The organism is Nonomuraea longispora, from assembly GCF_004348345.1.
Taxonomy (GTDB): Bacteria; Actinomycetota; Actinomycetes; order Streptosporangiales; family Streptosporangiaceae; genus Nonomuraea; species Nonomuraea longispora.
Window position 1 is genome coordinate 1 of the sequence record NZ_SMJZ01000006.1, and the last position, 22,917, is coordinate 22,917.

At 67.3% G+C, this 22,917-nt stretch carries 21 protein-coding genes and 1 tRNA gene; 12 read left to right on the forward strand and 10 right to left on the reverse strand.

Features of this window, described 5'->3' with window-relative positions:
• From E1267_RS02945 to E1267_RS02970, 6 genes are all read left to right on the forward strand, one after another.
• Positions 1-2,161 (forward strand): hypothetical protein (locus E1267_RS02945; RefSeq protein WP_220449316.1); only part of this gene is annotated, 2,161 nt, incomplete at its 5' end.
• 154 nt (positions 2,162-2,315) lie between these two features.
• Entirely contained in the window at positions 2,316-2,555 is a 240-nt protein-coding gene (locus tag E1267_RS02950; protein ID WP_132329463.1) for a hypothetical protein, read from the forward strand.
• Between the two features lie 26 nt (positions 2,556-2,581).
• Complete coding sequence (locus E1267_RS02955) at positions 2,582-3,478, forward strand: bifunctional DNA primase/polymerase (protein ID WP_220449317.1); 897 nt, start codon at positions 2,582-2,584, stop codon at positions 3,476-3,478.
• A complete protein-coding gene (locus tag E1267_RS02960; protein WP_132329469.1) occupies positions 3,475-4,623 on the forward strand; it encodes an AAA family ATPase in 1,149 nt (382 codons plus the stop codon). The genes E1267_RS02955 and E1267_RS02960 overlap by 4 nt, the downstream gene beginning before the upstream one ends.
• Positions 4,620-4,823 carry a helix-turn-helix domain-containing protein gene (locus E1267_RS02965; RefSeq protein WP_132329472.1) on the forward strand — a complete coding sequence of 68 codons (204 nt, stop codon included), beginning with the start codon at positions 4,620-4,622 and terminating at the stop codon, positions 4,821-4,823. The genes E1267_RS02960 and E1267_RS02965 overlap by 4 nt, the downstream gene beginning before the upstream one ends.
• Positions 4,823-5,965: a tyrosine-type recombinase/integrase gene (locus E1267_RS02970; RefSeq protein WP_132329475.1), complete on the forward strand. Its 1,143-nt coding sequence runs from the start codon at positions 4,823-4,825 to the stop codon at positions 5,963-5,965. The genes E1267_RS02965 and E1267_RS02970 overlap by 1 nt, the downstream gene beginning before the upstream one ends.
• A 99-nt stretch (positions 5,966-6,064) precedes the next feature.
• Here E1267_RS02970 and E1267_RS02975 read toward each other — a convergent pair whose 3' ends face one another.
• The 10 genes from E1267_RS02975 to dnaA form a co-directional block, all read right to left on the reverse strand.
• Positions 6,065-6,985 carry an HAD-IA family hydrolase gene (locus E1267_RS02975; protein WP_132329478.1) on the reverse strand — a complete coding sequence of 307 codons (921 nt, stop codon included), beginning with the start codon at positions 6,983-6,985 and terminating at the stop codon, positions 6,065-6,067.
• A 145-nt stretch (positions 6,986-7,130) separates the two neighbouring features.
• Positions 7,131-7,204 (reverse strand) — tRNA-Ile (locus tag E1267_RS02980).
• 135 nt (positions 7,205-7,339) lie between these two features.
• Positions 7,340-8,023 (reverse strand): DUF3566 domain-containing protein, encoded by a 684-nt coding sequence (locus tag E1267_RS02985; protein ID WP_132329481.1) that lies wholly within the window; start codon positions 8,021-8,023, stop codon positions 7,340-7,342.
• 2 nt (positions 8,024-8,025) lie between these two features.
• Positions 8,026-10,524: a DNA gyrase subunit A gene (gene gyrA / locus E1267_RS02990; protein ID WP_132329484.1), complete on the reverse strand. Its 2,499-nt coding sequence runs from the start codon at positions 10,522-10,524 to the stop codon at positions 8,026-8,028.
• An 84-nt stretch (positions 10,525-10,608) separates the two neighbouring features.
• Entirely contained in the window at positions 10,609-12,552 is a 1,944-nt protein-coding gene (gene gyrB, locus E1267_RS02995; protein WP_132329486.1) for a DNA topoisomerase (ATP-hydrolyzing) subunit B, read from the reverse strand.
• 340 nt (positions 12,553-12,892) lie between these two features.
• Complete coding sequence (locus E1267_RS03000; RefSeq protein WP_246063387.1) at positions 12,893-13,393, reverse strand: DciA family protein; 501 nt, start codon at positions 13,391-13,393, stop codon at positions 12,893-12,895.
• Positions 13,383-14,627 (reverse strand): DNA replication/repair protein RecF, encoded by a 1,245-nt coding sequence (gene recF, locus E1267_RS03005; protein WP_132329489.1) that lies wholly within the window; start codon positions 14,625-14,627, stop codon positions 13,383-13,385. The genes E1267_RS03000 and recF overlap by 11 nt, the downstream gene beginning before the upstream one ends.
• Before the next feature lie 60 nt (positions 14,628-14,687).
• On the reverse strand, positions 14,688-15,632 hold the full coding sequence (gnd, locus tag E1267_RS03010) for a phosphogluconate dehydrogenase (NAD(+)-dependent, decarboxylating) (protein ID WP_132329492.1): 945 nt from the start codon (positions 15,630-15,632) through the stop codon (positions 14,688-14,690).
• A 44-nt stretch (positions 15,633-15,676) separates the two neighbouring features.
• Entirely contained in the window at positions 15,677-16,816 is a 1,140-nt protein-coding gene (dnaN, locus tag E1267_RS03015; RefSeq protein ID WP_132329495.1) for a DNA polymerase III subunit beta, read from the reverse strand.
• A gap of 544 nt (positions 16,817-17,360) precedes the next feature.
• On the reverse strand, positions 17,361-18,941 hold the full coding sequence (dnaA, locus tag E1267_RS03020; protein ID WP_132329497.1) for a chromosomal replication initiator protein DnaA: 1,581 nt from the start codon (positions 18,939-18,941) through the stop codon (positions 17,361-17,363).
• 456 nt (positions 18,942-19,397) lie between these two features.
• Here dnaA and rpmH point away from each other — a divergent pair, with 456 nt between their 5' ends.
• The 6 genes from rpmH (at position 19,398) to rsmG (ending at position 22,862) form a co-directional block, all read left to right on the forward strand.
• Complete coding sequence (rpmH, locus tag E1267_RS03025; protein ID WP_020547366.1) at positions 19,398-19,535, forward strand: 50S ribosomal protein L34; 138 nt, start codon at positions 19,398-19,400, stop codon at positions 19,533-19,535.
• Between the two features lie 83 nt (positions 19,536-19,618).
• Positions 19,619-19,963 (forward strand): ribonuclease P protein component, encoded by a 345-nt coding sequence (rnpA, locus tag E1267_RS03030; protein ID WP_201760613.1) that lies wholly within the window; start codon positions 19,619-19,621, stop codon positions 19,961-19,963.
• A complete protein-coding gene (gene yidD, locus E1267_RS03035; protein ID WP_132329503.1) occupies positions 19,960-20,241 on the forward strand; it encodes a membrane protein insertion efficiency factor YidD in 282 nt (93 codons plus the stop codon). Before rnpA ends, yidD begins: the two co-directional genes overlap by 4 nt.
• A gap of 4 nt (positions 20,242-20,245) precedes the next feature.
• Positions 20,246-21,196, forward strand: a complete 951-nt coding sequence (gene yidC, locus E1267_RS03040; protein ID WP_132329506.1) for a membrane protein insertase YidC — start codon at positions 20,246-20,248, stop codon at positions 21,194-21,196.
• Between the two features lie 20 nt (positions 21,197-21,216).
• Entirely contained in the window at positions 21,217-21,705 is a 489-nt protein-coding gene (locus tag E1267_RS03045; protein ID WP_132329641.1) for a Jag family protein, read from the forward strand.
• Between the two features lie 485 nt (positions 21,706-22,190).
• Complete coding sequence (rsmG, locus tag E1267_RS03050) at positions 22,191-22,862, forward strand: 16S rRNA (guanine(527)-N(7))-methyltransferase RsmG (protein ID WP_132329509.1); 672 nt, start codon at positions 22,191-22,193, stop codon at positions 22,860-22,862.
• Positions 22,863-22,917 lie beyond the last annotated feature (55 nt).

Below are 22,917 nucleotides of genomic sequence, written 5' to 3' on the forward strand. Positions count from 1 at the left end.
CCGCCGCCCCCGACCGACCGACGAACCCGCCCCGGACCGCGACAGCAGGCCCGACGACGATGACGAGTTCTTCGACCGCGAGACGATCGCGGTCGAAGACCGGACGGTCGGCCCGCCGGTGGACCGCCCCGACGATGACGACCTGCCCTACCGTCCGACCGCCGCGTCCAAGCGCGCCCCGATCATCCCGGCCTGGGCGCGCACCCTGCGCAGCATCAGGGCCATGCTGATCTGGCAGGCCAAGGACGCCGCCTACGTCGTCAGCTACCACGGTGTGCGCACGCCGAAGTACACCGCCAAGGCGCTGTGGTACGCCGTTCCCGGCTTGTTCCGCACCCTTGGCCGCCTGCTGCACTGGGCTGCGGCTGAGGAGGGCAACTGGGCGCTTCGCCAGCACGCCGCCGACCGCAACGACCCCGAGGTATGGCTCAAGCTGGACAAGCAGCGTCAGCGTCAGTCCCGCTGGCGCGTGTCGGTGGTCACCGCGCTGGCCGGCCTGGCCTTGGTCGCCCTGCTGGTCCTCCTGCTGGCCGACGTGCCCGGCCTGGTCCGCTCCCTGCTGCCGCTGCTGGCAGGGCTGCCGGACTGGGCGTTGCGCCTGCTCGTGCTCACACCCGCCGTGCCGGTGCTGGCCCGCGTCGGACGGCCCGCCGACGCGCCCATCACCGACCGCGTGAGCGAGGGACCGCGCTACCGCAAGCTCACCGCCGAACTCGTACGGCGCGCCCTGCTCTCGTGCGGCATCGCCGGGATCAACTCCGCAGTGGCCAAGGATCAGCACGCCATCAGCTTCCCCAACGACATCCACCGTGACGGCCCCGGCCACCTCGCCATCGTGGATCTGCCCTACGGCGTGGAAGCTTCCGACGTGATCGCCCGCCGGGGACGCCTGGCCTCCGCGATGCGGCTCCCGCTCGATCAGGTCTGGCCCGAGCCCGGCACCGGCCACCCCGGACGCCTGGCCCTGTGGGTCGGCTACGAGCCTGCCTCGCAGATGAAGCAGCCCGCCTGGCCGCTGCTGCGCGAGGGCCAGGTGGATGTGTTCAAGCCCTTCCCGTTCGCCACCACCCCGCGCATGGAGACGGTCTACGCCGAGCTGATGTTCCGCAACTGGCTCGACGGCGGCCAGCCCGGTTCGGGCAAGACCTTCGCCTTGCGGTTGAAGGTGCTGGCTGCCGCCTTGGACCCGCGCGCTGAGCTGCGAATATATGAGCTCAAGGGCGTCGGTGACTTCAAGGTGCTGGAGCCAGTCTGCACCGAGTACGGCAACGGCTTCGACGATGAGACGTTGGCCCGCTGCGCGGGAATGATCAAGTGGCTCTACCAGGAGTGCCAGCGCCGATCCAAGCGCATCTCGCACTACGCCGCCCTGGGCAAGGCCCCGGAGAACAAGGTCACGCCCGAACTGGCCTCACTCAAGGGTTCGGGGCTGCATCCGCTCATCGTCGCCATCGATGAGCTGCAAGAACTGATGCTCTCCAAGTACGGCAAGGAAGCCGGAGAGATCCTTGAGAAGGTCATCAAGCTGGCCCGCGCGCTGGGCATCATCCTGCTGATCGGCACGCAGATCCCCGACAAGGACAGCCTCCCGACCGGCATCACCCGCAACGTCAACACCCGCTACTGCCTCAGCGTGGCCGACCAGACGGCCAACGACATGATCCTGGGCACCTCGATGTACAAGCAGGGCTACCGCGCGACCGTCTTCCAGCCGGTCGTGGAAGCCGGGTGGGGCATCCTGTCCGGCCTGGGCAAGCCCGCCGCCCGCCGCTCCTACTACGTCAACAGCCAGGACGCCGAACACGTCGTGGCCCGCGCGATGAAGCTGCGTGGCCTGGCTGGCACCCTGCCGGAGACGGACACCCAGACCCGTCAAGACGCCCCCGTCTTCGACGTGCTGTCCGACCTGGCCAACATCTGGCCCGCCGGGGAGAACGCCGCATGGAACGAAGCGCTGTGCGCCCGCCTGATCGAGCTGCGGCCCGACTTCTACACCGGGTGGAAGTCCGAACAGCTCACCACCGCGCTCAAGCCGTACGGCGTGAGCGTAGGCGACATCGGACGCCGCATCGACGGCAAGGCCGTCACCCGGCGCGGTATCCGCTTCGACGACCTCACCGAAGCCGTAGCAGAACGTAACCGCCGAAACGGCACCGACTGACCCTTCGGAGGGTGCTAGCGCTAGCGGGCAATCCTGCTAGCGCTAGCACCCCCGCTAGCACCCCAAAACAAGCCATGATCAGGGCGCTAGCACGCTAGCGGCCCTGGCTGACGACACCCTGAATCCGGCCTGGGAGGCTGTTTTGAACCCCGCCGTGCTCGCTGCTAGCGCAGCGATCCTCACCCCAATCGTTCTCACTCTCCGTTACCTGACGCTGTGCTACGTCAAGCCCTTCCGCACCTGCCGCAAGTGCGACGGCAAGCGCCGCATCCCCAACCGCATCGGCAAAGGCTCCCACGACTGCCGCCGCTGCGACGCCACCGGCCTGCGCCTGCGCTGGGGCCGTCACGTCCTCAACTACGCCCGCCGCCTGCACCGCGACGGCACCCGATGACCCCGCCAAGCCGAAGGAGACCGCCGATGCGCACTGACCAACTCCGCTACGCCCTGGCCGCCGCCGCGCGCGGCTGGCCCGTCTTCCCACTCGTGCCCGGCGGCAAGGAGCCGCTCAAGGGCTGGCCGTGGAAGGAACGCAACACCACCGACCCCGACGCCATCCGCGACATGTGGGCGCGTCAGCCGTACAACGTCGGCATCGCATGCGGCCCGGCCCGGCTCGTGGTGCTCGACCTCGACACCCCCAAGCCCGGCGAGATCCCACCGCCCGAGTGGGACCGGCCCGGCATCAACGACGGTGCTGACGTGCTGGCCGCGCTCTGCGACCAGCACGGCCAACCGCTCCCGCTGGAGACCTTCCAAGTCCGCACCCGCCGGGGAGGAACCCACCTGTACTACAGCGCCGCGGACGGCCTGAACCTGGGCAACACCCAGGGTTCACGCGGCGGCCTGGCCTGGCTGATCGACACGCGCGCCAACGGCGGGTACGCCGTCGGCCCCGGCAGCACCGTGACCGCCCCCGACGGCAACGGCACCTACCAAGTCCTCAACCCCGCGTCTCCCGCACCACTTCCCGACTGGCTGGCCGACCTGCTCACCCCGGCCCCGTTGCCCGAACAGCGCCCGGTGGTGGTGGACCTGGCCAGCGCCGAACGGCACAGCGCCTACCTGCAAACCGCCATCAACGGCGAGTTGGAACGGGTGACCAGTTCACCCGAGCACGGCCACAACGTCGCGCTCTACCGCGCCTCCGTCGCGCTGGGTCAGCTCGTGGCCGGTGGCACGCTGTCCGAGCACGAGGTGACCGGCCTGCTGCTCAACGCCGCTCAGAACGTCGGCCAGCGGTACGGCGAAGCCTGCCGAACCATCGGATCAGGGCTCAAAGCCGGTGCCCGCAGGCCGCGAACGGTCGCCGCATGAACAGCTCCGACAAGCCTTCTCACCTGCACCTCGTGCGTGGTGATGCCGTCCACGCGCCCGACCTGTCGAGCACTCCGCCGGCGCCCTTCCGCACCTCGTGGACCGCCGACGAACTCATGGCCATGACCTTCCCCGAGCCCAAGTACGCCGTGCCCGGCATCCTGGCCGAAGGGCTCTCGCTGCTGGCCGGACCGCCCAAGGTCGGCAAGAGCTGGCTGTCACTCAGTACGGCTATCGCCGTCGCCGCCGGAACTAAGGCCCTGGGCTCCATCCCGGTGGAACCCGGCCCAGTGCTCTACCTGGCCTTGGAGGACACCCCGCGCCGACTCCAGAACCGCATGGCCAAGATCCTGCACGGCCAGCCCGCACCCGCTCAACTCACCCTGGCCACCTCATGCCCGACCCTGCCCAACGGCGGAGCTGAGCACATCGCACGCTGGCTGGAACGCAACGTCGGCGCGCGCCTGGTGGTCATCGACGTGTTCGCCAAGGTACGCGGCACCACCCCGCCCGGCCTGTCGGCCTATGACGCCGACTACGCCGCGATGGGGTACGCCAAGCGCCTGGCCGACACGTTCGGCGTGGCTGTGGTGCTTGTGCATCACGTCCGCAAGATGGGCTCTGACGACTTCCTGGAGCAGGTCTCCGGCACGAACGGTCTGGCCGGTGCCGCTGACTCCACGTTGGTGCTCAAGCGCGCCCGAGGGACTGCCGACGGCGTGCTCCACATCACGGGGAGGGATGTGGAAGAGGCCGAACACGCCCTGTCCTTCCAATCCGACACCGGCACCTGGCACCTCCTCGACGGCCCGCCCGAGGATCACCAACTCGGAGAGACCCGCACGGCCATCGTCCGATACCTGCGCAGCAACCCGAACAGCCCGCCCAAGGACATCGCCGAAGCCATCGGCCTGTCCCGCGACACGGTCAAGCGGACATGCGCCCGCATGGCCACCGACGGCCAGGTCGGCGTGGACGCCGCCGGACGCTACCGCCTGCCGGGGACAGAGTCCCCCGGAAGTGTCCCCGGCGTCCCCGCTGTCCCCGTACCGCCTCTGACCAGCACAAACGCGACCGATCTCCGGGGACAGTCCACCCTGCCCGCTGTCCCCGCTGTCCCCGCCAAGGAGAACGACCCTTCATGAACACGGCCATTGAAGACGCCCAGCTCTACCGGATCACCGACGCCATGCAGCTCCTGAGGCTCAGCAGGAGCTTGATCTACGACCAGATCAGGACAGGCCGCCTGCGCTCAGTCAAGCAAGGCCGCGCCCGTCTGATCACCGCAAACGCCATCCGCGAGTACATCGCACTTCTGGAAAAGGAAGCAGAGGAAGCAGCCTGATGACCAAGCGACGTAGCAGGGGAGACGGCGGTCTCCACTGGGATGACAAGCGGCAACGCTGGATCGCGACCGCAAGTCTCGGCTTCGCGCCGGACGGCAAGCGGATCATCAAGCGGGGAAGCGGCAAAACCAAGACGGAAGCCAAGGCCAAGCTCAAGGAGGTACTCAGGGACTACGAAGACGGGCTGACCATCGCGCCAGGGGAGTTCACCGTCGCTCAGGCCGCGACTGACTGGTTGGCCTACGGGCTCAGCGGTCTGGACCCGAGCACCGTTGCGACGAACACGACCCTGGTCAAGACACACATCATCCCGGCACTGGGTAAGCGGAAGCTCCGCGACCTCAGTGCACAGGATGTGGACAAATGGCTGGCAGGCAAGGCCAAGACGCACAGCACGAGCACCGTGGCCCGGCTCCACTCGTGTCTGAATCGGATCATCAAGCGCGCCATGGCGCGGGACAAGGTCCGTCGGAACGTCGTTGAGCTGTGCCGAGTGCCTCAAGGGAAGGAAGGGCGTCCGTCCAAGGCGCTCACGATGGCTCAGGCCGAAGAGGTGCTCAAGGCAGCCGAGGACAAGAACCTGTACGCCTACATCGTGGTCTCCCTGCTCACCGGCGCGCGAACGGAGGAACTCCGCGCGCTGCGCTGGGATCACGTTGACCTCGTGGGCAACCTCGACGGCACCCCACCGATCCCGCCGTACGTCGCCGTGTGGCGCTCCGTGCGGAACGGGGGAGACACCAAGACCCGCAAGTCACGGCGCACTCTGGCACTCCCCAAACGGTGCGTCGACGTGCTGATCGAGCAACAGGAAGCCCAGCAGAAGGAACAGGGCGACGCCTGGTCAGAGCACGGCCTGGTGTTCGCGTCCAACGCCGGAACCGAACTGGACGCGGCCAACGTACGGCGCGCGTTCCGCCGGGTCATCAAGCGCACCAGCTTGAACCCGAAGGAGTGGACGCCCCGAGAGCTGCGGCACAGCTTCGTGTCCCTGCTCTCCGACAACGGGACGCCCCTGGAGGAGATCTCCCGCTTGGTCGGGCACAGCAGCACCGCAGTGACAGAGCTGGTCTACCGGAAGCAGATTAGGCCCGTGCTCCAAGGGGGAGCGGTGGTCATGGACCGCATCTTTCAATCGTGAACGTCAGCGCTCGGCCGGCTGTCCTCCTGCGACTACCGCAGGAGGACGGCATCGCTTAGTCTCCAGAGCTGATGTAGTCGAAGCAGGTGGAGCAGATGTTCATCTCATCTGGCCCCGCCGGGATCCACTCACCGCACCGAGAGCACCGATCAAGCTCGCCCCGCTCACCGTAGTACCCACAAGAAAAGCATCCTTGGGTGGCTTGACCGACCCGGTGGTCACGATCCCATCCACCAACGCCCTATCCGCACAGATGTGGCAATGGCCCACGATCCATTCGCCACCGTCCTTCACGGTCGCGTACTCGCTCTCCCCTAGGACGTTGGACGCATAGTCATCAGCGGCCACGACACCCGCAAGGCGGTAAGCACAGAACAGGCAACTGCCAGGCTCACCATCCGCGAACAAATATGCCTCGTTGAGGCACTCAGGGCACTTGACCACAGGAACACCCGCTTGGGAGATGACGGGCTTGAGTGATTTCATCCGCTCGCGGACCATCACCTCGATCTCTCGGATCCGCTCCATGACGCTGGCATACGTGTCGTTGATGAGTTCGCGTTCGTCGTCAGGTGCGCCCGGGGCGAGTTCCTTCTCGATGAAGCGCAGGAGAGCCTCCATCGCACGGGCGACTGTAGCGCGCGTCGCCAATGGGTTATCTCCGATGAGCGCGAAGTGCGCTATCTGGTTACGCGTCCGGTTCAAGCTTGTGATCCGCTGACGGTCCTTCTCTGAGATCGCCACGTTCGCGATACCCGCAAGCCGGTCCAAGGCCTGATCGATGGTGGCACTCTTGAAGTCTCCGGCCTCATACTTCGTGCGCTGTGCCTCCCGAGGATCCGCCACGACAAGCGTCCAATGCTCGCGAGCCAGCCGAACCTTAAGGAGGGTCTCGATGCTGGCACTGAGATGAAGAGCGGCGTACTTTACCTCCCTCGCACCACCGCTACCGAGTAGCTCGACGGCGCTTTCGAGGAAGTCCAAGCCGTTGTTGACCACATGCCAGTTGATCTCAACCATGGCTACTCCCTCGCCACGCAGAGGCACTCGGTCGCGCTCCGTTGGAGACAAGATCCGGAACGGTAGTCACACAGTTAGACACTCAAGCAGCAAAATGGCCGCTTCCCGAAGATCGGATAGCGGCCTTTTGACTGGTCAAACTATGTGGGGCTACCAGGACTTGAACCTGGGACCTCTTCCTTATCAGGGAAGCGCTCTAACCGTCTGAGCTATAGCCCCGCACGCACACCGAACGTTATCGCATCCGGCGATCGGAGGCGAACCGGTTTGTTCGGTCGGGAAAAGCTTACCGTGTCCGGCCTGCTGCTCGCGCCGTGCCGGGCGAGGGCACGGCGCGAGCACACCGGCTACGGCCTATTCGGCCTCGCTGAAGGTCACCTCGACGCCCCCGACGAGGTCGGAGGCGACGTTGTAGATGACCGCCCCCAGCGTGGCCAGAGCCGTGATGAGCACGACGTTGACCGCTCCGATCAGGGCGGTGTAGCCCAGGATGCGCACGGGCTCGAACCAGGACGCGATGTCGATCGGGATCGAGTTCTGGCCCTGCTCGCCCTGGCCGAGCTGGTTGACCAGGTCGACGATCGAGTCGAACACGCCCAGCGCCGACAGCACGCCGTAGAGCACGGCCACCGCCACGAACAGCACCACGAAGCAGACCAGGGACACCACGAAGCTGAACTTCATGGCCGACCATGGCTCGATGCGGCGCAGGACCAGGTGGGCCTTGCGGGGGAGCCGCGCCCCCGCGCCGCCCGACTTCTTCTTCGGCGCCTCGGCCGCGGGCGGCGGAGGTGCCTCCGTGGCCAGCGACGGGCGGATGCGTACCGTGTCGTTGCCCTCCGGCTGCTGCGACGACTGCTTCTGCGGAGGCGTCGGCGGCGGCGCGGGCTTGGCGTCGTCCTTGGCCGGGAAGGGCCTGCCCTGTGCGGGCGAGGTGTCCCGGGTTTCGTCGAAGGTCTCTTTCTCTGTGGGTCTCTTCGGTTGTTGTCCGTTACCCGAAGCCGCCTTTGCCCTGGCGGTGCCACCTTGGGCGCTCATGACTACTCTCCTCCCCCGTCTTCCTCACTCTCCATCGAAGTCACCAAGGACTCCGCGTTCCGGGCGAGGGCCACCACGCTGTCGCCTTCAGCGAGATTCATCAATCGCACTCCCATGGTCTGACGGCCGGACTGTTTGATCTCTCCGGCACTCGTCCGGATCACCCCGCCGGCAGACGTGATCGCGAAGACCTCGTCCTCTGGATTGACCATGACGGCTCCGACCAGCTTGCCACGGGAGGATACGATTTTCGCAGTAAGCACGCCCCTACCGCCACGTCCTTGAACTGGATATTGCTCCACTGGCGTCCGTTTTGCGTACCCAGCCTTCGTGGCGATAAGCACATGTTGACCGTCGGCGATGCGATTCATGGCGAGAAGTTCGTCACCGTCGAGGAACCTCATCCCGATGACGCCACTGGTCGCACGCCCCATGGGCCGCAGCGCGTCGTCGGAGGCGGTGAACCGGATCGACTGCGCTCCCTTGGAGACGAGCAGCAGATCGTCTTCCTCGGAGACCAGGCGGGCTCCGATGACCTCGTCGTCGTCGCGCAGGTTGATCGCGATCAGGCCGCCGGACCTGGGGGAGTCGTACTCGGCCAGGCGCGTCTTCTTGACCAGCCCGCTGCGGGTGGCGAGGACCAGGTAGGGGGCGACGTCGTAGTCACGAAGGGCGAGGACCTCCATGACGGTCTCGTCGGGCTGCATGGCCAGCAGGTTGGCCAGGTGCATGCCGCGGGCGTCGCGGCCGGCGTCGGGCAGTTCGTACGCCTTGACCCGGTAGACCCGGCCCTTGTTCGTGAAGAACAGCAGCCAGTGATGCGTCGTGGTGACGAAGAAGTGGTCGACGATGTCGTCCTGGCGCAGCTGCGCCCCGCGTACGCCCTTGCCGCCGCGCTTCTGGGCGCGGTAGAGGTCGGTGCGGGTGCGCTTGGCGTAGCCTCCCCGCGTGATCGTGACGACGATCTCCTCTTCGGCGATCAGATCCTCGATCGACATGTCGCCGTCGTAGGCGATGATCTCGGTCTTGCGCTCGTCGCCGTAACGGCCGACCAGCTCGGCCAGCTCGTCGTTGACGATCTCGCGCTGGCGGGCCTCGCTGGCCAGGATCGAGTTGTACTCCGCGATCTGCGTCATCAGGGAGTCGTACTCGTCCTGGATGGCCTGCCGCTCCAGGGCGGCCAGCTTGCGCAGCTGCATGTCGAGGATGGCCTGCGCCTGGATCTCGTCGATCTCCAGGAGCCCCATGAGGCCCTGCTGGGCGGCCGAGGCGGACTCGGAGGCGCGGATGAGGGCGATGACCTCGTCGAGCCGGTTGAGGGCCTTCAGCAACCCGCTCAGGATGTGGGCGCGCTCTTCGGCCTTGCGCAGGAGGTAGCGGGTCCTGCGGACGATGACCTCGATCTGGTGGGCCACGTAGTGCCGGATGAACTGGTCGAGCCGCAGGGTGCGCGGCACCCCGTCGACCAGCGCCAGCATGTTGGCGCCGAAGGTGTCCTGGAGCTGGGTGTGCTTGTAGAGGTTGTTGAGCACGACCTTGGCGACCGCGTCACGCTTGAGCACGATCACCAGGCGCTGCCCGACCCGCGAGGAGCTTTCGTCGCGTACGTCGGCGATGCCGGTCAGCTTGCCCTCACGCACCAGCTCCGCGATCTTCAGCGCGAGGTTGTCGGGGTTGACCTGGTACGGCAACTCGGTGACGACGAGCGCCTGCCGGCCCTTGTCCTCCTCGACCTCGACCACGGCCCGCATGGTGATCGAGCCGCGCCCGGTGCGGTAGGCGTCTTCGATGCCGCGCCGGCCCACGATCAGCGCGCTTGTGGGGAAGTCGGGCCCCTTGACCAGTCTGATCGAGGCTTCGAGCAGCTCTTCGTCGGTCGCCTCCGGGTTCTCCAGCGCCCACCTGACCGCCGAGGCGACCTCGCGCAGGTTGTGCGGGGGGATGTTGGTGGCCATGCCGACGGCGATGCCGCCCGAGCCGTTGACCAGCAACTGCGGGAAACGCGCCGGCAGGACGTCCGGCTCCTGCGACTTTCCGTCGTAGTTGGGCCGGAAGTCGACGGTCTCCTTGTCGATGTCGCGCAGCATCTCCATGGCGATGGGCGCGAGCTTGCACTCGGTGTACCGCATCGCCGCCGCGGGGTCGTTGCCCGGCGAACCGAAGTTGCCCTGGCCGTCGACCAGCGGATAACGCAGCGACCACGGCTGCGCCAGGCGCACCAGCGCGTCGTAGATCGAGGTGTCGCCATGGGGGTGGTAGGTGCCCATCACGTCACCGACGACGCGGGCGCACTTGAAGTAGCCGCGGTCGGGGCGGTAGCCACCGTCGTACATCGCGTAGAGCACCCGGCGGTGCACCGGTTTGAGCCCGTCGCGCACGTCCGGCAGCGCCCTGGACACGATGACGGACATCGCGTAGTCCATGTAACTGCGCTGCATCTCGGACTGGATGTCCACAGGCTCGATGCGGTCAGCCGGGGGAGTGGTGTTCACGTCCGTCACAGGTTGAGGTCCTTCTTCATGGAACGATGAGCCAGGTCCTGCGGCTCACCGCAGGTAGCGGAATCTGCACCCACGGCCGGTCGCTCAGACGTCGAGGAAACGAACATCGCGAGCGTTGCGGATGATGAAGTCGCGCCTGGCCTCGACGTCCTCGCCCATGAGCACGCTGAACAGGTCGTCGGCCTGGGCCGCGTCGTCGAGCGTGACCAGGCGCAGGAGCCGGGTCTCCGGGTTCATCGTGGTCTCCCAGAGCTGGGCCGCGTTCATCTCGCCCAGGCCCTTGAAGCGTTGTACGTTGTCGCGCGACCGCGGGTCGGGCTTGCCGTTGGCGATGCCCTCGGCGATGACGGCGTCGCGTTCGGGGTCGGAGTAGGCGTAGGAGGCGTCCTCACCCTTGCGGTCCCACTTGATCTTGTAGAGCGGCGGGCACGACAGGTAGACGTGCCCCGCCTCGATCAGCGGCCTCATGAACCTGAACAGCAGCGTCAGCAGCAGCGTGTTGATGTGCTGGCCGTCGACGTCGGCGTCGGCCATCAGGATGACCTTGTGGTAGCGCAGTTTGGCGATGTCGAACTCGTCGTGGACGCCGGTGCCGAGCGCGGTGATCAGCGCCTGGACCTCGTTGTTCTTCAGGACCTTGTCGATCCGCGCCTTCTCGACGTTGAGAATCTTGCCGCGGATGGGCAGGATCGCCTGGAACCGGGAGTCGCGTCCGCCCTTGGCCGAGCCGCCGGCCGAGTCGCCCTCGACGATGAACAGCTCGCACCGCTCGGGGTCGTTCCACTGGCAGTCGGCCAGCTTGCCGGGCAGCCCGCTGCCCGACTCGAGCAGCGACTTGCGCCGGGTGAGGTCGCGGGCCTGGCGGGCCGCCAGGCGGGCGCGTGAGGCCTGAAGCGACTTGTTGACGATGTCCTTGGCCTCGCCGGGGTTGCGCTCCAGCCAGTCGCGCAGGTGGTCGTTGCACGCCTTCTGGACGAACGACTTGGCCTCGGTGTTGCCGAGCTTGGTCTTGGTCTGGCCCTCGAACTGCGGGTCGGAGAGCTTGACGGAGATGATCGCGGTCAGGCCCTCGCGGACGTCCTCGCCTGAGAGGTTGTCGTCCTTGCCCTCCTTGAGGAACTTCTGCTCGCGGGCGTAGCGGTTGACGATCGACGTCAGCGCCGCACGGAAGCCCTCCTCGTGGGTGCCGCCCTCGGCCGTATTGATCGTGTTGGCGAAGGTGTAGACCGACTCGGAGTAGGAGTTGTTCCACTGCATGGCGATCTCGACCGCTATGCCGTCGCCCTCTTCCTCGAAGGAGATGATCGACGCGTGCGCCGGCTCCTTCTTCACGTTGAGGTGCTTGACGAAGTCGGCCAGGCCGCCCTCGTAGAGGTAGGTGACCTTGCGCGGCTCGCCGTTGATGTATTCGGGGCGCTCGTCGGTCAGCGTGATCGTCAGGCCCTTGTTGAGGAAGGCCATCTCCTGGAAGCGCCGCGAGAGCGTCTCGTAGTTCCAGGTCGTGGTCTCGAAGACCTCGGGGTCGGGCCAGAACGTGATCGTGGTGCCGGTCTCGTCGGTCTCCTCGCCCTTGGCCAGCGGCGCGGTGGGCTTGGAGTGTTCGAAGCGCTGGCGCCAGTAGTGGCCGTTCTGCTTGACCTCGACGTCCATCGCGGTGGACAGCGCGTTGACGACGGCCGAGCCGACGCCGTGCAGGCCGCCGGAGACCGCGTAGGCCTGGCTGTCGAACTTGCCGCCCGCGTGCAGCGTGGTCAGCACGAGCTCGACCGCCGAGCGCTTCTCCACCGGGTGTATGCCGGTGGGGATGCCGCGGCCGTCGTCGATCACCCGCACGCCGTTGTCGGCGAGCAGCGTGATGTCGATCCTGGTGGCGAATCCGGCGAGAGCCTCGTCCACCGCGTTGTCCACGATCTCGTGAACCAGGTGGTGCAGACCTCGCTCCCCGGTGGAGCCGATATACATACCCGGGCGCTTGCGAACCGCCTCAAGCCCTTCGAGTACGGTGATTGAGCTAGCGTCGTAGGACAACTGCGAAATCCTCCTGCCGCGGACACGCGGCCAGGGACGCCATGATCGTCACAAAGCTGCCCCTGCCGTGCCCGTCACCGTCGTGAGTGCCCCGATGCGCGGTCACCCAGGGGAGTCGGCTTGCTGCCGGGGTGACACGCAAGCGGACGTGTCCGGAATCCTTTTTCATTCTACCGCCTCCGGAGCCTCAAGGTGGCAATGAACGCGCCTGTGATGCCCGCTAGCTCGTTCTGCCCCCCGGGGCCGCATCCCCCCTCCGGAAAGGGGGGCTTATCGCGTCTGCGGCTTTCTGATCGCCCTTGGCCACGATCCACACCATGCGGGACACCGCTCGACAGGGCTACCCATAGGTGTCGCCGGGGCCCCGGCTTCCGGTCACCCGCAACCCGCCTGACGGGCGCGGGGCGTTCTGCGGTCCTCTGACCTTGACCTTCGTCACCGTGCCGTCGCCCAGTTCCTCGTTGAGCCTGCGTACGAGGGTGCGCGCGAGCATCCGCACCTGCGTGGCCCAGGCCGTCGAGTCGGCCGCGATCAGCACCACGCCGTCGTCGAACGACTCGGGCCTGGTGTGGGCGGCCAGGTCGGGGCCCACCATGTCGGCCCAGCGCCCGAACACCCCGCCGACGGCCGCCGAGCGTTCCCAGCCGCGATCGGCGAGCAGGTCGGCGATGGCCCGTCCGAAAAGTTGTGGATCGCCGCCCTCCCTGCGCGGCCCCGCGGCCCTGCGCCTGGGCTCGCGCCGGGGGAGCTGGCCGCGTTTGGCCGCGTCGGCCTTGGCCTGGGCGAGCTTCTCCCTGGCCATCGCTGCGCCCTTGGCTGTGGGGTTGTCCTCAGCGGACACGGGTCACACTCCCCTCCGCGACGTCGTACCTGCCGCCTGACAGCTCCTTGGGGACGTCGTCGGGCACTGCCGCGGTGATGAGCACCTGCTCGGCCGGTGCGACCATCTCGGCGAGGCGGCGTCTGCGCTGGGTGTCGAGCTCGGCGAACACGTCGTCGAGGATCAGCACGGGATCCCCGCCGTCGGCGCGCAGCAGGTCGTAGGCGGCCAGCCGCAGCGCCAGCGCGAACGACCAGGACTCGCCGTGGCTGGCGTAGCCGCGGGCGGGCAGGTCGCCGAGACCGAGGATCAGGTCGTCGCGGTGCGGGCCGACGAGCGTGACGCCCCGCTCCAGCTCGGACTGGCGCACCTCCAGGAGGCGCGCGCGGAGACGCTCCTCAAGGGTTTTCCCCAAGTCTGTGGATAACGTCTGTGTATCGGAAGATCCCCGCTCACCGGCGTGTTCGGGCAGTTCGTCACCCTCACCGTTGTCCCCACCTGTGGACAACGTACTGCGATAGGCCATCGTCGCCGGAGCGCTCGCGGGGGCGAGCGCGGCGTAGGCCCCCGCGACCAGCGGGCGCAGCGCCTCGATGAGCTCGAGCCTCGCCTGCAACAGCTCGGCGCCGTGCCTGGCGAGATGGGCGTCCCACACCTCCAGAGTGCTCAGTACGTCGCCCGCGCCCGCCGCGGCGAACCCGGTGTCGCGTTCCGCCCTCCTCGCGCTCCTGGCGCCTCTGCGGGCCTGCGCGGCAGTGCGGAGCAGGGCGCCGCGCTGCTTGAGCACCCGGTCGTAGTCGGCGCGCACTCCGGCGAACCTGGGGGCCCTGGCCACCAGCAGGTCGTCGAGGAACCGGCGGCGCTCCGACGGGTCTCCCTTGGACAGCGTCAGGTCCTCGGGGGCGAACAACACCGTGCGCAGCAGACCCACGACGTCGCGCGCCCTCGGCACGGGCGAGCGGTTGAGCCTGGCGCGGTTGGCCCGGCCCGGGTTGATCTCCAGCTCGACGAGCGCCCGGCGGTCGTCGCGCTGGACGGCACAGCGTACGACCGCGCGCGTGGCGCCCTGCCGGACGAGGGGCGCGTCGCTCGCCACCCGGTGGCTGGAGTGCGTCGCGACGTAGCCGAGGGCCTCGACCAGGTTGGTCTTGCCCTGGCCGTTGGGCCCCACGAACGCCGTGACGCCCGGCTCCAGGCCGAGCTCCACGGACGCGTAGGACCGGAAGTCGGTCAGCGAGAGGTGGGCGACATGCACCTCACGAAGGTTAGTCGGCCTCGCCCGTCACTGGGGTCACCGGCTCGCGATGGACGGCTGCTAGCGCTCGCCCGGGCCGGGCGGCGTGACGTCGGCGCCCGGCGAGTCGGCGCCCTTGGCGGTGCTGCCTTCCGCCGCGGTGGTCGCGTGGCCGCCGAACTGGTTGCGCAGCGCCGCGACGACCTTCATCGCGGGGGAGTCGTCCTGGCGCGAGGCGAACCTCGCGTAGAGCGCGGCGGTGATGACCGGCAGCGGAACGGCGTGGTCGACGGCCGCCTGCACCGTCCACCGGCCCTCCCCGGAGTCCTGTGCGTAGCCGCGCAGCTGGTCGAGGTGCTCGTCGTCGTCGAGCGCGCGCACCAGCAGGTCGAGCAGCCAGGAACGGATCACGGTGCCGGTGCGCCAGCTGCTGAAGGAACCCTTGACGTCCTTGACCACGTCGGATGCCTCGAGAAGCTCCCAGCCCTCCGCGAAGGCCTGCATCATGCCGTATTCGATGCCGTTGTGGACCATTTTCGCGAAGTGCCCGGCACCGACGTCCCCGGCGTGCACGAAGCCGTCCTCGCCCTCGGGCTTGAGCGTCTCGAAGATCGGCATCAGCCGCTCGACGTGGGAGGAGTCGCCGCCGCACATGAGCGCGTAGCCGCTGTCCAGGCCCCAGACGCCGCCGCTCACGCCGCAGTCGACGAACCCGATGCCCTTCTCCGCCAGCTCGCCGGCGTGCCTCTGGTCGTCGCCGTAGTGGGAGTTTCCGCCGTCGACGACGATGTCGCCCTCGTCGAGCAACTCGCCGAGATCGTCGACGGTGGTCTGGGTGGGCTTGCCCGCGGGCACCATCACCCAGACCGCGCGTGGGGCTCGCAGGCGCTCGACCAGCTCTTTCAGGCTGGCCACGTCGCTGATGGCCGGGTCGCGGTCGTAGCCGACGACCTCATGACCGCCGCGGCGCAGCCGCTCGGCCATGTTGCCGCCCATCTTGCCCAGTCCGACCATGCCGATCTGCATGTTGTGTCCCCCTCGTCAGGCTTCCATCATCCCCGAAGGCCGGGTCAGCCGGACAGGCGGATGGGCATGATCAGGTAGCGGTAGTCCGCCGCGGCGGCGTCGTCCACAGGCTTGCCACCGGTGAGGATAGCGGGCTTCGTCGACGTGGTCATCTGCAGCCTGGCCACGTCGGAGTCGATCGCGCCCAGCCCTTCCAGCAGGAACTGGTGGTTGAAGGCGATGTTCATCTCCTCGCCCTCGTAGTCGACGGGCAGCGCCTCGACGGCCTGTGCCTCGTCGCCGCTGCCGGCTTCCAGCACGACCTCGCCGCTCTTGAAGGCCAGCCGTACGGGGGTGTTGCGCTCGGCGACCAGGGCCACCCGCTTGACCGCCTCGACGAACGGGCCTGTGGACAGGTCGGCGCGGGCGGAGAACTCGGTCGGCAGGAGCGAACGGTATTTGGGGAACTCGGGGTCGAGCAGCCGGGTCGTGGTGCGCCGCCCGGCGCTGGAGAAACCGATCATGCCTTCGCCGGTGCCGCCGGCGGAGCTGAGCGCGATCTCCACCTCGGCGCCTGTCGCGCCGAGCGCTTTCGCGGTGTCGGCGAGCGTCTTGCCGGGGATCATCGCGATCGCGGAGAAGTCGGGCTGCCCCGGCTGCCACTTGAGCTCGCGCACGGCCAGCCGGTAGCGGTCGGTCGCGGCGAGCGTCACCGTGTCGCCCTCGATCTCCATGCGTACGCCCGTGAGCATCGGCAGGGTGTCGTCCCGGCCCGCGGCGACGGCGACCTGACCGACGGCCGAGGCGAACACGTCGCTGCCGACGCGGCCCGCTGCCGGCGGCATCGCGGGGAGCGACGGGTAGTCCTCCACAGGCATGGTCAGCAGGGTGAACCGCGCGCTGCCGCACGTGACGACCGCCTTGGCGCCGTCGACCACGAAATCCACAGGCTGTGCGGGAAGGGACCGGGTGATCTCGGCGAGGAGCTTGCCCGAGACGAGTACGACGCCCGGTTCGCCGGTGTGGACCTCGAGCGTCACCTCGGCGGAGACCTCGTAGTCGAATCCGGAGAGCTTGAGCTGCTGCTCGTCCGTGACCTCCAGGCGCATGCCGGCGAGCACGGGCACCGACGGTCGCGCCGGGAGACTGCGTGCCGTCCATGCCACCGCCTCAGCGAGGACGTCTCGCTCGATTCGGAACATCACGGTGATCAGCCTCCTGGGTTCGTCGTTGCTTCAAGGATCTCAAGGATCCACCCTCCCGGACTCGCGCTCCGGGAGAACCCCTCTATGGGTCTTTGAGTTTCTTAGTAAGAGAGATAAGAGGTCATCACACTAGGGGCTGTGGGTACTGTGGACAACCGGCGTCTTGGCTGGTCAGAGGCCATATTTTCATCCACCGACGCTGTGGGTGACGCCTGGGGAGAACTTCCGCGCCTGGGGACAGAGATTTTTCGCCCACAGGCCGTCCCCAGATCTTGGTGCCTTCATCCACGGCCGGGCCGGGGTTATCCACGAGGTTTCCACAGGTTATCCACGGGGTATGAGAGGCCCTTCTGGAGCCCCAGATCCGTTGTTCACAGTCTGTCCACACACTGTCCACTGGTAGTCCCCAGGTTCTCCCCAGGATGTCCCCACCGTTGTCCCCAACCATTGTGGACGGATTTTTCCCAGCATTGTCGGGCGAACGGCGAGTGAATTTTTGTGTTTCCGCTGGTCCACAGCGTTTTCCACAGGCTGTGTATGAAACTCAAGATCCACGGGGCGTCTGCTTGATCCGCATTGTCAGCTCGTTGACCTGGTTGTACATCGACCTTCGCTCCGCGATGAGCGACCGGATCTTGCGCTCGGCGTGCATCACGGTCGTGTGGTCCCGTCCGCCGAACTGCTGGCCGATCTTCGGCAGCGACAGCTCGGTCAGCTCGCGGGCGAGGTACATCGCGATCTGCCTGGCGTTGACGAGCGCCCGGCTGCGGGAGGTACCGCACAGGTCGTCGATGCTGATGCCGAAGTACTGGGCGGTTTCGCTCATGATCGCCGCGATGGTGATCTCGGTGTCGGACTCCGAGGTGATGAGGTCCTTCAGCACCACCTCGGCCAGCTGCAGGTCGACGCCCTGCCGGTTGAGGCTGGCGAACGCGGTCACCCTGATCAGGGCGCCTTCGAGCTCACGGATGTTGGTGGAGATGCGGCTCGCGATGTATTCGAGCACCTCGGGCGGCGCGGCCAGCCCTTCCTGGATGGCCTTCTTCCTGAGGATGGCGATCCGGGTCTCCAACTCGGGCGGCTGCACGTCGGTGATCAGACCCCACTCGAACCGGTTGCGCAGCCGGTCCTCCAGCGTGATCAGCTGCTTCGGCGCCCGGTCGCTGGAGATGACGATCTGCTTGTTGGCGTTGTGGAGCGTGTTGAAGGTGTGGAAGAACTCCTCCTGCGTCTGCTCCTTGCCCTCCAGGAACTGGATGTCGTCCACAAGCAGGATGTCGATCGCGCGGTAGCGGCCGCGGAACCCGTCGGCCTTGTGGTCGCGGATGCTGTTGATGAAGTCGTTGGTGAACTCCTCGGAGCTCACGTACCTGACCCGCGCGCCGTCGTACAGGCTCTGGGCGTAGTGCCCGATCGCGTGCAGCAGGTGAGTCTTCCCCAGCCCCGAATCGCCGTAGATGAAGAGGGGGTTGTACGCCTTCGCGGGGGATTCGGCCACCGCCACGGCCGCCGCGTGGGCGAACCGGTTGCTGGCGCCGATGACGAATGTCTCGAACGTGTATTTCTGGTTGAGCCGTGCTGGTTCGCTGGGCTTGCTGCTCTTCGCTTCCCAGCGGTTCTGCGCCGGCTCGGGGCTCTTCTCCACAGGCGGTGTGTACGGCTGCGCCTGTTCAAAAGAGAAGCTCTGCTGTGGATATTCGGTGGATATCTGGGGCTGCTCGGGCTGTGGAGAATAGAACTGTGGAGGCTCGGAAGCCTGGTTGTGCTGCGGTGGCGCAGGCTGTGCATAACGCGGCTGACTCTCCACATCCTGGGGATAACTGTGAGTCACAGGCTGTTGATGAACGTCCCCGGCCGGCTGCTCGGGCGCCGTCGTGTCGATCATCACCGCCAGCCGCATCGTCCGGCCGAGCTCCTGCGACAGCGCGTGCGTGACGAGCGAGCGCAGCTTGCCCTCGATGAGGTCCTTGAGGAAGTCGTTGGGGACGCCGAGCACGATCGTGTCGTTGGCCAGGGCGATCGGCCGCACCATCGACAGCCACGTGCGCTGCTGCACCGGCACGTTCTCGTTGAGGAAGTTGCCCAGTGCCCTCTGCCATACCGTGCCGAGGTCGACAGCGTTCATGATGCGGCTCCCCCTCCTTCCTCTCGCGGCCCCCCGCGATCGTTATCCACATCTCGCGGCCGCCCCGGCTCTCGGCGGCCCCTTCGTCCACAGCGTGGCTGCCGGGCTTCCCGCCCGGGCGCTCCACAGGCTCTCCACAGGAGATCCACAGGTTGTGCACAGCCTTGGGGCTGGCCCAGAAGGGCTGACAGTATCTATGTGCACAGCCGTGTTCAAGACGTTGTCCACAGCGTAGTGGCACCTGGGTGCACATACTGTGGACGCCGGCGGGCCCGTGGAAAAGTCGCCTGTGGATTAGTGGATAACCGGTCTGGTTTGACCTGAGCCGCGTTTCACCCGTAACGTACGACGGTCGGCTTGTCACGCGACGGCTATTTCGCGTGCCCTCGCTTCCCTGACAGGCCATCCTGTGTGTTAAGCGCCGCTGTGGCGCATCATCAAGCCTGGAGCCCACCCGTGAGCAAGCGTACTTTCCAGCCGAACAACCGTCGCCGCGCGAAGACCCACGGCTTCCGGCTGCGGATGCGCACCCGGGCCGGTCGCGCCATCCTCGCTTCTCGCCGCCGCAAGGGCCGCGAGAAGCTGTCGGCCTGATCGACCCGCGCCTGTTTGTCGGCCCGCCGGTGTTTCTCGCCGGCGGGCGTTAGGCGTATACGGTGCTGTCCCGCCAATCCCGCATGCGACGCGGGGACGAGTTCGAGACGGCGGTGCGGCGCGGCAAGCGCGCCGGCCGACCGACTCTAGTGGTGCATTTCGCCATATCTGGGGATAACGAACCCCTAGTGGGTTTCGTCGTGAGCAAGGCCGTCGGCGGCGCCGTGACGCGCAACAAGGTCAAGCGACGGCTCCGACACCTGATGCGGGACCGTCTTGACCGGCTGCCGCGAGGTAGCCTTCTGGTGGTACGCGCCAATCCACCGGCCGCGTCCGCGCGATTCGAGCACCTGGCCGCCGAGCTCGACTCCGCGCTGGAACGTTTGCTCAGGCGGCACGAGTCCTCGACGGGTGGACAGCAGAGATGACAGAGCAGCCGCAAGTGGTGGCGCCGAGCCACGCCGCTCGGGCGCTCATCCTCCCCATCCGGTTCTACCGGGCCTTCATCGGCCCGATGCTCGGTCCACGCTGCCGGTTCTACCCGTCGTGCAGTGCATATGGACTCGAGGCGATTGCCGTGCACGGAGCATTGCGCGGCACATGGCTGACTGTCCGGCGCATCGGGCGGTGCCACCCATTCCATCCCGGAGGTATTGACCCGGTGCCCCCACGCCCGGTCCGGTCTCACGAAACGCAAGGGAGATAGCTCGGTGGAGCTGTCCTGGCTGAGCTGGCTGTACCAAGCCGTAGCCCAAGTCATCATCTGGATCCATACTGCGTACAGCACGGTCCTCAACCCGGACAGCGGGCTGACCTGGGCGCTGACGATCATCACGCTGACCGCCTTCATGCGGATCCTGATCTTCCCGCTCTTCCTGAAGCAGATGCGATCGTCGCGGAAGATGCAGGAACTCGCCCCCAAGGTGCAGGAGCTGCGCAAGCGCTACAAGAACGACAAGCAGCGGATGAACCAGGAGGTCATGGCGCTCTACCAGGGTGCCGGGGCCAACCCGCTCGGCGGCTGCCTTCCCGTTCTCGCGCAGTTCCCCATCTTCATCTCCATGTTCACCGTGCTGCAGAAGATGGCCAACGGCGAGCCCAGCTACGGCATGACGCAGGACCTGGTCGACAGCGCCAGAAGCGCGCACATCTTCGGCGCGCCGCTGCCCGCCCACTTCTGGATGTCGGCGGAGCAGCTCACGACGTTCCAGGCCGGCGCGGTGCAGACCAAGATCGTGCTTGGCATCTTCGTGGCGATCAGCTCGTTGACCACGTTCCTCACCGTGCGGCAGAGCGTCACCCGGTCCATGGCCCAGATGCCGGACAACCCCATGGCGCAGCAGCAGAAGATCCTGATGTACATCTCGCCGCTGTTCGCCATCTTCAGCCTCAACTTCCCCCTCGGCCTGATCCTCTACTGGGTCACGACCAACGTGTGGACGCTCGGCCAGCAGCACTGGTTCTACAGCCGCTACCCGATGCCTCAGTACGACGCCAAGGGCAACGTGATCCCCACCCCGCCCAAGCAGGGCCTGATCGCGAAGATCCGCAAGACACCCCCCGAGGAGCAGGCGCCGCCGCCCCCGCCGGAGCCTAAGATCATCAGGCAACAGCCGAGCCGGCAGCCCCGCAGCAAGCGCACCGGCAGCAAGAAGTCGTGAACACGAAGGAGAGGCCGGCCATGACCGAGGCCGAGCAGGAGCAGGCTCCTGATCTCACCGCGCTGGAGCAGGAAGGCGAGATCGCTGCCGACTACGTCGAAGGCCTTCTCGACATCGCCGACATCGACGGCGACATCGACATGGACGTCGAGGGCGACCGTGCCCTGGTCTCCGTGGTCGGGCTCAAAGGCACGGAGCTGGTGGGGGCCGGGGGAGAGGTCCTGGAAGCGCTGCAGGAGCTGACCCGCCTGGCCGTGCACCGGCAGACGGGCGAACGTTCCCGGCTGATGCTCGACGTGGCCGGCTACCGCGAGCGGCGCAGGGCAGAGCTGACCAAGCTCGGCACCGAGGTCGCCAACCAGGTCAAGGAGCGCGGGGAGCCCAAGTCCCTGCACCCGATGACTCCCTTCGAACGCAAGATCGTCCACGACGCGGTCGCGTCCGCCGGGCTCCGCAGCGAGTCCGAGGGTGAGGAGCCTCAGCGGTACGTCGTGGTCATGCCCGCCTGACCCCTCCCAACGGCCGTCTGCCTCCGCCACCTTCGCGGGAACAGGCGGCCGTTCGCATGTCCGTCGTCCCGACGGGCACTCCGGGCACGGGATGTACGGGCGCTACCGTGACCCGGGAGTCGTGTGCAGGACCGTGCACAATCGTCGAGCACGATCGGTGCACACGCAGCTACTGGCCTCAGGCACGCTCGGGCACACGTCCTGGTCGCGCGTGGCGCGTGCGACTTGCCCGTGCTCGGGCGTGAGGCTTGTGCATGTCCGGGGGTACGAGTGGCGTGCGGTCCGCTGAACGGGCTTGCGGGTGTTTCGGGCACAGGGCCGGGCGGGGGCACGCGGTCCGGCGTCGGCGTTGGGACAGCCCGCTAGTCTTCCCATGTGATCGCGCATCTAGCCTTGGGTGGGGGACGGCCTCTGACGTCCTCGCGGTCCCCGAGGGCGATCGGCGTCAGGGCTTCGACCAAGCACCAAGAAAGGGCTACCGACCAGTGAGCGATGAGCTTTCGGAGCCGCCGGAGATAGCGCGTGACGTCTTCACCGGGGAGGCTTGGGGGCGTGCGAACGCGTACGCCGAGCTGCTGGCGGGTCCTGGAGTCGTCCGCGGGCTGCTGGGGCCCCGGGAGGTGCCGCGGATCTGGGATCGCCACCTGCTCAACTGCGCGGTCGTGGCGGAGGCCGTGCCTCCCGATGTGCGTCTGGTGGACATCGGGTCAGGCGCCGGGCTGCCCGGGCTCGTGCTGGCCATTGTCCGCCCTGACATCACGGTCACGCTGCTGGAGCCGCTGCTTCGGCGTACCGTGTTCCTGCAGGAGTGCGTCGACACGCTCAAGCTGGGCAACGTCGAGGTGCTGCGCGGGCGGGCGGAGGAGCTGGCGGGCAAGCGTGAGTACGACGTCGCCAGTGCTCGCGCGGTGGCCCCGCTCGAACGCCTGCTCACATGGGCCATGCCGCTGTTGTGCGAAGGTGGCGAGCTGATCGCCATGAAGGGGGAGCGGGCCGCGGGCGAACTGGCCGAGGCGGAGGCCGAATTGCGAGCCACCGGGGCCCGAACGGCTGAGCTCGTGACCGTCGGGCGCGGTAAGGTCGAGCCGCCTGCAACATTGGTTCGGGTGGTAGCGGGTCGCGCGCCGGAGCAAGCCAGGCGGCGACGAAGGAGGTGACGGTTGTGCCAGTCGCGTCAAGCGGTCTTGGCTGGCCGGACAGCCGTCCGTCCGA